This is a genomic window from Kitasatospora sp. NPDC101447 (assembly GCF_044767225.1).
In the GTDB taxonomy this organism is placed as follows: domain Bacteria; phylum Actinomycetota; class Actinomycetes; order Streptomycetales; family Streptomycetaceae; genus Kitasatospora.
On sequence record NZ_JBIWNL010000038.1, the window covers coordinates 81866 to 90121 of the forward strand.

6 protein-coding genes are annotated in these 8256 nt (G+C 74.8%); 1 reads left to right on the forward strand and 5 read right to left on the reverse strand.

All coding sequences use genetic code 11. The features are described from left to right. Window positions 1-108 precede the first annotated feature (108 nt). The 4 genes from ACIRST_RS34980 to ACIRST_RS34995 all read right to left on the reverse strand — a co-directional run bounded on the left by ACIRST_RS34980 (window position 109) and on the right by ACIRST_RS34995 (window position 5608). Window positions 109-693, reverse strand: coding sequence for an RICIN domain-containing protein (locus ACIRST_RS34980; RefSeq protein WP_402807566.1), 585 nt, complete (start codon window positions 691-693; stop codon window positions 109-111). A 37-nt stretch (window positions 694-730) separates the two neighbouring features. Next, a complete protein-coding gene (locus tag ACIRST_RS34985) occupies window positions 731-1600 on the reverse strand; it encodes a peptidoglycan-binding protein (RefSeq protein WP_350524956.1) in 870 nt (289 codons plus the stop codon). Between the two features lie 49 nt (window positions 1601-1649). Next, window positions 1650-2555 carry a CAP domain-containing protein gene (locus ACIRST_RS34990; protein WP_402807569.1) on the reverse strand — a complete coding sequence of 302 codons (906 nt, stop codon included), beginning with the start codon at window positions 2553-2555 and terminating at the stop codon, window positions 1650-1652. 134 nt (window positions 2556-2689) lie between these two features. After that, entirely contained in the window at window positions 2690-5608 is a 2919-nt protein-coding gene (locus ACIRST_RS34995; RefSeq protein ID WP_402807572.1) for an AfsR/SARP family transcriptional regulator, read from the reverse strand. Window positions 5609-5738: 130 nt separating this feature from the next. On the opposite strand from ACIRST_RS34995, the gene ACIRST_RS35000 reads away from it, so the two are divergent. Continuing rightward, a complete protein-coding gene (locus ACIRST_RS35000) occupies window positions 5739-7163 on the forward strand; it encodes a BTAD domain-containing putative transcriptional regulator (protein WP_402807574.1) in 1425 nt (474 codons plus the stop codon). A 7-nt stretch (window positions 7164-7170) separates the two neighbouring features. Here the strand turns inward: ACIRST_RS35000 and ACIRST_RS35005 are convergent, their stop codons facing one another. Next, the gene (locus ACIRST_RS35005; RefSeq protein WP_350524960.1) at window positions 7171-7662 is read right to left on the reverse strand and encodes a hypothetical protein; all 492 of its coding nucleotides are present in this window, start codon (window positions 7660-7662) and stop codon (window positions 7171-7173) included. Window positions 7663-8256: the final 594 nt, after the last annotated feature.

Sequence of the window (8256 nt, forward strand, 5' to 3'; positions counted from 1 at the left end):
CGCCCCCCCCCCCCCCCCCCCCGCCCCCCCCCCCGGCCCGCCGGGGCGCCCCCCCCCCCCCCCCCCCCCCCCCCCCCCCCCCCCCCCCCCCCCCCCCCCGGGGGTGGGTCAGAGCATCCAGCGCTGGGCCGGGTCGCTGCCGTTGCAGTTCGCCATCGAGGTGAACTGGCCGACGCCGTTGCCCCGGAGGCACTGCCCGGTGGCCGCGTTGCGGACCAGGTACCAGCCGCGGTCCTCGTCGGTCAGCCGCCACTTCTGGTCGGCCGGCATCCAGTCCCCGGCCGGCTGGTTGAGCCCGTCCCAGCCCCCGGGGGTGTCCCAGAGCCGGACGGAGCCCGAACCGGTGTCCAGGTCGACGACCTTGCCGCCGCTGCCGTGCGAGATGGCGGTGGTGCCGTCGCAGTAGCCCCAGACGAACCAGGACTGGGCGGAGGACCAGTCGTTGGACGAGTAGACGCCGATCCGCTGGCCGTTGGCCTCGTTGTTCTGCGGCAGGTCGAGGACGCCGGCGGCGCCGTTGTAGATCTTCGCGGGGCTGTGCAGGGAGGGCGACAGCTCGCAGCCGGCCTGCGCGGACGACGCGGCCTGCGCGGCCGGCGCACCGGCCACGACCGCCCCCGCGACGGCCGCGACGGCGCCGAGCGAGGCGAGGACCCTGCGGGTGCGGCCGGTGGTTCCCGTGGTGGTTCTCATCGGTGTTCTCCTTCTGGTGTGGTGGACGGGCCCGGCGTCAGCCGCGCGGGACCCGGAGCGCGGCCCACTGCTTGGGGCCGGGGATGCCGTCGGCGTCCGGACCGGAGTCGCCGAGCTTGTGCTGCCAGTTGCGGAAGGACTCGCGGTCGGCGTCGGACCACTCGGGGCCGGGGCCCTCGGCGTAGGCCGAGCAGCCCTCGGCGACGAGGCGCTCGCCCATCCGCGTGACGACGTCGCTGTGCCGGCCGTCGTGGAAGAAGTCGGCGCCGGGGAAGGGCTCGAAGCCGTCCCCGCCGGCGTCGCCCGCCGGGCCGGAGTCGCCGGCCGGGGCGCCGCCGGACGCCGCGCCGCCGCTCGGACTGTCGTCCGCGGAGGCCTCCTGCCCGAAGTAGATCGCCCCGGGCCGGTCCTTCCACTCCGGGTCGGCGAGGACCACGCCGCCGGCGAAGTCCGGGATGCCGTAGCCGTGGACCCAGTCCGAGCGGCGGTCACGGGTCTTCATGTAGACGCCGTCGCCCTCGGAGCTGCCGCCGTCGTTGGTGTTCCCCTCGACGGTGGTGATGGTGGAGCCGGTGTAGGCGATGCAGATGCCGGTGTGGCTGCCGCCGCCGGGCCCGAAGAAGACCTGGCCGCCGATCACCGGGTACTCGGTGAAGCGGCCGCGCTCCGTGAACCAGGCGACGCCCTCCGCGCAGGAGGCGCTGACCGGGAAGAGGCCGGCGTTGCCGGACTCCTGGGCGCACCAGGCGACGAAGGTGGCGCACCAGGCCTCGCCCTGGGACCACTCCAGGCCGGAGACGGCGGGCGAGAACTTCTGGACGTTGTTCCAGTGCCCGCCGCTGCGACCCTCGTGGTAGCCGACCTCGTCTCGGGCGACGCGGATCAGGTCCGCCGCGTTCGAGGACATGGGTGTGGACTCCTTGTTGCTCGATGCTCGAAAGGTGCCGGTCGGGGTCTCAGACCTTGGCGAAGGTCTGGACGTAGCGGCCCCAGTTGCCGCGCTGGCGCGGGGCGTAGCCGACGCCGAGGCGGTTGTAGGTGGGGTTGAGGATGTTGTCCCGGTGGTGCGGGCTGTTCATCCACATCTGCATCGCCTCTCCCACGCTGTTGCCCGGGGTGACGTTCTCGGCGGCGGCCACGTTGGTGAGGCCGGCGTCCCGGATGCGGTCCCAGGGGGAGCTGCCGTCGGTGCCGTCGTGCTGGGTGAGGTCGTGCGAGGCCATGTCGTTGGCGTGGCGCTGGGCGGCCGAGCCGAGGCGGTCGTCCAGGAGCAGTGCCGGGGCGCCGACCCGGCCGCGCTCGGCGTTGACGGCGTTCAGCATCTCGGTGCGGAAGTCACCGCCGCCCCCCGGCTGGGGCTGCGGCTGCGGCTGGGGCTGCGGTCGGCCCGCGCCGCCCGCGCCGCCGGCGCCGGCCGGGACGAGCTGCCACCGCTGCGCCGGGTTGCCGTCGTCCTGCCGGCCCAGCGTGAGCGGGGAGCCGGGGGCGGCGGCGGTGAGGAACAGCGCGCCCTCGTCGGCGCGGGTGGTGCGGATGCGGACCCAGTCGTTGTCGACGGGCTCGAAGCACCAGTGCTGGTTGGGCTGGTTGTGCTCGTTGAACAGCCAGGCCTGGCCGATGGAGTAGTTGTAGTCCATGACCATGGCCTGGCCGGGTGCGTGCCGCCCGGTGGTCAGCTGGGTCTCCAGGAGGAAGCTGCCGTTCTCCTTGGCCCAGAAGGTCCAGCCCTGTGCGGCGGTGCCGTTGGGGCCCCAGGACTGGACGGCGGTGCCGGCGGCGGTCTGGCTGGAACGGACGTCGGCGACGGTTCCGTTGGCGGACCTGAGGGTGAGGGTCTGGCCGTGCTGCGGGAGGGTGGGCATGGGTTGCGCCTCTCGTCTGTGGTGTCGCCCCGGGCCGCGTTCGCGGTGGCCCGGGGCCTGACGAGGAGGACGTTCCAGGATCGCGGCAGACGGGCGGTCAACGCGCGTAGCAAGAACGCGCGTTGATGCCGCGTCTACTGCGCCAGCAGCCCCCTGACCTGCGCGGCCTCCTCCGACAGCCCCAGCCGCTCGTACACCTCCAGGGAGTCCGCCAGACAGGCCCGGGCCTGGCGCGGGCGGCCGAGGCCGGTGAGTGCGGTGCCGAGGGTGCGCAGCAGGCCGGCCTCCAGTGCGGCACTGGTGCGGCGGGCGAGCGGGAGGACGGCCTCGGCGGAGTCGACGGCGAGCAGCCAGCGGCCGGCCTCGGCGTGGATGCGGGCGGCGAGGTCGCCGGCCGCGGCCGCGAACACGGTGACCTGGAGCTCGGTGAACTCCTCGCGGGCACCGACGGCGTGGTCCAGCGCCGCCTCCGGGTCGCCGCACAGCCGCAGCACCCGGGCGAGGTAGTAGCGGCCGATCGCCGCGGAGACCGGCCCGGAGGCGCTCATCAGGCGGGCGCTGCGTTCGGCGGCGTCCCGGGCTTCGTCGAGGCGCCCGGTCTGGGCGGCGCTGAACGCGAACTCGCCGAGCGCGCTGCCCTCCGCGCGCTGGGCGCCGAGGTGGTGGAACAGGCCGGCGGCGCGGCCGGCGTGTTCGGCGGCCTCCGCGTACCGGCCGTGCGTCCGGGCGTTGCTGCCGAGGGTGACCAGGGCCTTGGCGAGCACGCGTTCGGTCCGCTCGTCCCCGTCCGACAGGGCGACGGCCCGGCCGATCTCCTCCTCGGACTCGGCGTAGCGGTTGATGTGCCAGAGCATGCTGCCGCGCAGGTAGCGGGCGAGGGCGAGCGGCCCGTGCTCGCCCCGGGCGGCCGCTTGCCGGGCGATGGCTCCGGCGAGGTCGACGATGACGGTGGTCTGGGTGCGTTCCGGCAGCACGGCGCCCATCCGGTCGGCGAGTTCGGCGGCCCGGTCGAGCGGCAGGGCCGGATCGGCGCAGCCGAGCGCGATGACGGCGGCGTGCACCTCGGCCTGGTCGCGCATCCACTGCACGGCTTCCGGGCCGTCGGCGATCGGCCGGCCGGGAACGGCCACGGGTGCGCCGAGCAGGCTGAGCTCGGCGGGCTCGGCCTTGCGGGCGGCGAGGTCGGCGTTGCGGGCGGTGGCGAGGCAGAAGTCGAGCAGCCGGTCGGTGGCGGCGGTCCGTTCGGCGGCGCTCTCCTCGGCGGCGAGCCGGCCGCGGGCGTAGGCGCGGACGAGGTCGTGGAAGCCGTAGCGGCCGAACCGGGGGGAGTGCAGCAGGTTCAGGTCGACGAGCTCTTCGAGGAGCCGGTCGGCCTCGTCCTCGTCGCGGCCGAGCAGGGCGGCGGCGCAGGGCAGCGGGAGGTCGGGGGCGTCGGGCAGCGACAGCAGGCGGAAGGCGCGGGCGAGTTCGGGTGCCAGACGGCGGTAGGACAGCGCGAAGGTGGCTTCCAGGGTCCGTTCGCCGTCGCTGAGTTGGGCCAGCCGGTGTTCGTGGCGCAGGCCTTCGGCGAGCGCCGCGAGGGTGAGCGCGGGGTCGGTGGCGAGCCGGGAGGCGGCGATCCGGACGGCGAGCGGGAGCAGCCCGCAGGCCCGGACGACCTCCTCGGCGGCCGCGGGTTCGGCGGCGACGCGTTCGGCGCCGACGATGCGGGTGAGCAGTTCCAGGGCCCGTTCCGGCGGCAGGGTGTCCAGGCGCAACTGGTGCGCCCCGGCGAGACCGGCCAGCCGGTGGCGGCTGGTGATGAGCACGGCGCAGCCGGCCGAGCCGGGCAGCAGCGGTTCGACGTGGGCGGAATCGGCGGCGTTGTCGAGGACGACCAGGACGCGTCGCCCGGCCAGCGCCGAGCGGTAGAGCGCGCTGCGTTCGCCGGTGTCCGGCGGGACGTCCGCGGGGGCGACGCCCAGGACGCGCAGGAATCCGGCGAGGACCTTTCCCGGGTCGGGCGGGGTGCGGTCCTCGCCGCGCAGGTCGGCGAAGAGCTGCCCGTCGGGGAACCGCGCACGGATCTGCCGGGCGACGTGCACGGCGAGCGTGGTCTTGCCGACGCCGCCCATGCCGTCCAGGGCGGAGACCACGACGGCGCGTCCGCCGGCCGCGGAGAGCTGGTCCGCGAGGGTCTCCACCTCGTCGTCGCGTCCGGTGAAGTCGGGCAGGTCGCAGGGCAGCTGGTTGGGCGCCTGCCAGGCGTCGGTGGCGGCTTCGGACGCGGCCCCGGCGGGCAGCAGGGTGGCGTCCTCGCGCAGGATGCGCAGCTGCACCTCGGCGGGGCCCGGTGCGTCCGGCGGCAGTGACGGGCGGGCGTCCTCGTACACGGCGAGCGCCTCGGCCTTGCGGCCGGACTGGTAGAGGGCGCGCATCAGGACGGCGGTGAGCCGGGGGCGTCCGGGGTGCTCCAGGGCGAGTGCCTCGGCCTCCGCCGTCAGGTCGGTGCGGTCGCCGAGTTCGGCGTCCAGCTCCAGCCGGGTCTCCCTGGCCGAGATCCGCTGCTCGGCGAGCCGGGCCCGGACGGCGTCGGCGTGCGGCCCGGGCAATCCGGCGAGCGGCTCGCCGACCCACAGCTGCTGGGCGCGCCGCAGCACCTCGCGGACCTCCCGCGGCGGTGCGTCCGCCGCCCGCAGCCGTTCGGCCTCGGCCAGCAGCGCCTCCCAGGCGGCCGCGTCCACCGCGGCCCCGGGCACCCGCAGCGCGTAGCCGTCGCCGACCCGGACCAGTGGCGGCCGGTCCGGGTCGGCGTCGCTGTACGGCCGGAACGCGCTGCGCAGCCGGGATACCGCGAGCTGGACGGCCTTGCGCGGGTCGGCGGGCGCGGCCGCCCCGCCCCACACCCCTTCGACCAGGACCGGGACCGCCACGGTCCGCCCGGCGGCGGCCAGCAGCACGGCGAGCACGGCCCGCTGCTGCGGTCTGCCCAGTTCCAGTTCCTGTTCCCCGTACCAGGCCCGGAGCGGCCCCAGCAGTCCGAACCGCAGTCCGGATCCCCCCATGTCGTCCATGTCCCGTCCCGAGAGTCGTCCCTGCGCCGTGATTCCGCCACTTCCGTCCGGACAGCGGCGCCCCCATACCCCGGCGGCCTATGCTCTGTCACAGATTGTGCACCGGATTCCGAGCTTCGAGGGGTGGGCTGTGCGGCTCGAATTCCGCGTGCTGGGGCCGTTGGGCGCCACGTGCGACGGCCGCGAGGTGGACCTCGGCCGGCCGCAGCAGCGGGCCGTGCTGGCCGCTTTGCTGCTCGCCCCCGGGCAGCTGGTGCCGACGGACCGGCTGGTGGAGGGCCTGTGGGGTGAGGACGACACCTGCTGGCCGAAGGATCCGGTGGGGCAGATCGGCACCCATGCGCACCGGTTGCGGCGGGCGCTCGGCGCTCCCGAGCTGCTGGTGGCGGCTGCGGGCGGGTACCGGCTGGCCGTGCCGCGGGAGGCGGTGGACCTCTTCCGTTACGAGGGCGCGACGGCGGAGGCCGTTGCGCTGCGTCACGAGGATCCGGCCCGGGCACGGGAGTTGCTGGTGGCGGCGCTCGCGACGTGGGAGGGCGACCGCGCGTTGGACGGCGTGCCCGGGGCGTTCGCGGAGCGGACGCGGGAACGGCTGTCGGCCGGCCGTTTCGCCCTGGTGAAGACGCTGTTCGACCTGGAGGTGGCCCTCGGGCGGCACGCCGACGTGGTGGAGTCGCTGGCCGTACTGGCGGCCGCGCACCCGCAGGACGAGGAGGTCCACCGGCTGCACCTGCTGGCGCTGCACCGCTGCGGCCGCACGGCGGAGGCGCTGGCGGTGTACGAGGCGCTGCGGGAACGGTTGGACCGGGAGCTGGGGCTCGAACCGGCGCCGGTGGTGGTCGAATTGGCCGAGCGGATCCGGCGTGGGGAGACCCCGATGTCGCTGCGGCGGCTGCCGAGGCCCGGCCAGCTCCCGCCGGACATCCCCGATCTGGTCGGCCGGGCCGGCCTGGCGGGGCAGGCCCAACAGGTCCTCCGCACGGCCGGCGGTTCGCCGGTGGTGGCGCTGTCGGGCCCGGCGGGCTGCGGGACGTCGGCGCTGGCCGTGCACGTCGCGCACGGCGTCCAGGACGCTTTCCCGGACGGGCAGCTGTACGCGGGCGGGGGAGACCCCGGCACGATCCTCGCGGCCTTCCTGCGGGCCCTGGGGGAGCGGCCCGCCGGCTGCGCCCCGGTCGGCGAGCTGACCGCGCACTACCGGGCGGCGCTCGCCGGGCGGCGGGTGCTGGTGGTGCTCGACGGGGCGGCCGACCCCACACCGCTGCTGCCCGCCGTACCGGGGTGCGCGGCCGTGGTGACGGGGGCGGACCCCGAGGTGCTGCCCGCCGAGGCGGTCCGACTGGCGGTCGGACCGCTGGAACCGCACGACGCCCACGAGCTGCTGGCGCGGATCGTGGGCGTGGAGCGGATCAGCCGGGAGCCGGCTGCGGCGGTGGAGCTGGCCGGTCTCTGCGGGCACCTGCCCGTCCTGCTGCGGACGGCGGCGACACGGCTCGCGGCCCGGCCCTGGTGGTCGGTGGCGGACCTGGTGAGGTGGCTCGCCGAACGGGGATGAGGGCCTTCTAGTACGGGTCCGAGGAGCCCAGCCGGAGGGTGAGCTGGTTCATGTAGTAGTTGGTGCTGCCGGCGCCCATGTTGATGTGGAGACCGCCGCCGCTGTGCACTTCGAGGGAGGCCGTGCCGGGCCCGGTCTTGTACACGTCGTTGGCCCAGCAGCGCTTGCCGGCCCGATCGTAGACGACGAGGTTCCCGTCGCCCTGCATGATCGTCCTGTCGCCGCAGCCGACGGTGTGGCTGGACCACGGGGCCGTGACCGCACCGGAAGGGTCGGTGACGTACATGACGAGGTTCCCGTCGTCCTGCATGACCAGCCGGGTGTCGCCGGCGCTGAGCTGGTAACCCTTGTAGAGGATCCCCGGCTCCGGCATCTGCACCGCTTGGTAGTCGCCGATCGCCGCGGTCGCGTTTCCTGCTCCCACCAGCACCCCGGCCAGCGCCAGCCCGCTGGTCGCCGCCCCGATCGCCAGCCGCTGCAGTGTCTTCGTCGCCTTCATGTCCCCGCTACCTCTCTCGAACGGGGGCGCCCGCCATCGTGTCGGGCACCCTGCGGGGACGATCCTGGTGGGAGGCGATAGACAAACGATGAACGCCGCGTTGAGGCGCGAGCGGCCGGCGCTCCGGCGGGGCGTCGGCGGGGCGCCGGCGGGGCGCCGAGCGCGGATCCGGCCGCCTCGGGACCGGGCGCGGGGTGGGGTTCTGGGTGGGGCCTGGCAGGGGCGTTTGGCCTGAGCGCGAAGGAGGAGTACTGTTCTCTAGTCGCTCGGCAGGGAGCACCGGACACGCAACAGCGCGGACGGTCCCGGGGCGGCCAATCCCTTGAAACTCCACTTCCCAGGTTCGGGCTGGGTTGCGTTCGCATTTCCGCGTCGCGGCTCGGCATGTATTTGGTGTGTCGTTTTATCGGATTGCGGCCGATTCGCTTTTCGGAGCACTGATCGGCTAGAGTTTGAAACGTCGGACAGGGCGTCAAGCCCCGGAAGACACCGGCAAGTCGGATGAACGAAGCCCCGGAAACGGAGCGGAAAACGTCTGATAAGCTGGAAACACGAAAGAACGAAGCCCGGAGGGTCCGCTGGAAGGCGGTCCGA

Coding starts and splice junctions, on each gene's coding strand:
- ACIRST_RS34980 (WP_402807566.1), bottom strand. CDS start 693: ATGAGAACCACCACGGGAACCACCGGCCGCACCCGCAGGGTCCTCGCC.
- ACIRST_RS34995 (WP_402807572.1), bottom strand. CDS start 5,608: ATGGACGACATGGGGGGATCCGGACTGCGGTTCGGACTGCTGGGGCCG.
- ACIRST_RS34985 (WP_350524956.1), bottom strand. CDS start 1,600: ATGTCCTCGAACGCGGCGGACCTGATCCGCGTCGCCCGAGACGAGGTC.
- ACIRST_RS35005 (WP_350524960.1), bottom strand. CDS start 7,662: ATGAAGGCGACGAAGACACTGCAGCGGCTGGCGATCGGGGCGGCGACC.
- ACIRST_RS34990 (WP_402807569.1), bottom strand. CDS start 2,555: ATGCCCACCCTCCCGCAGCACGGCCAGACCCTCACCCTCAGGTCCGCC.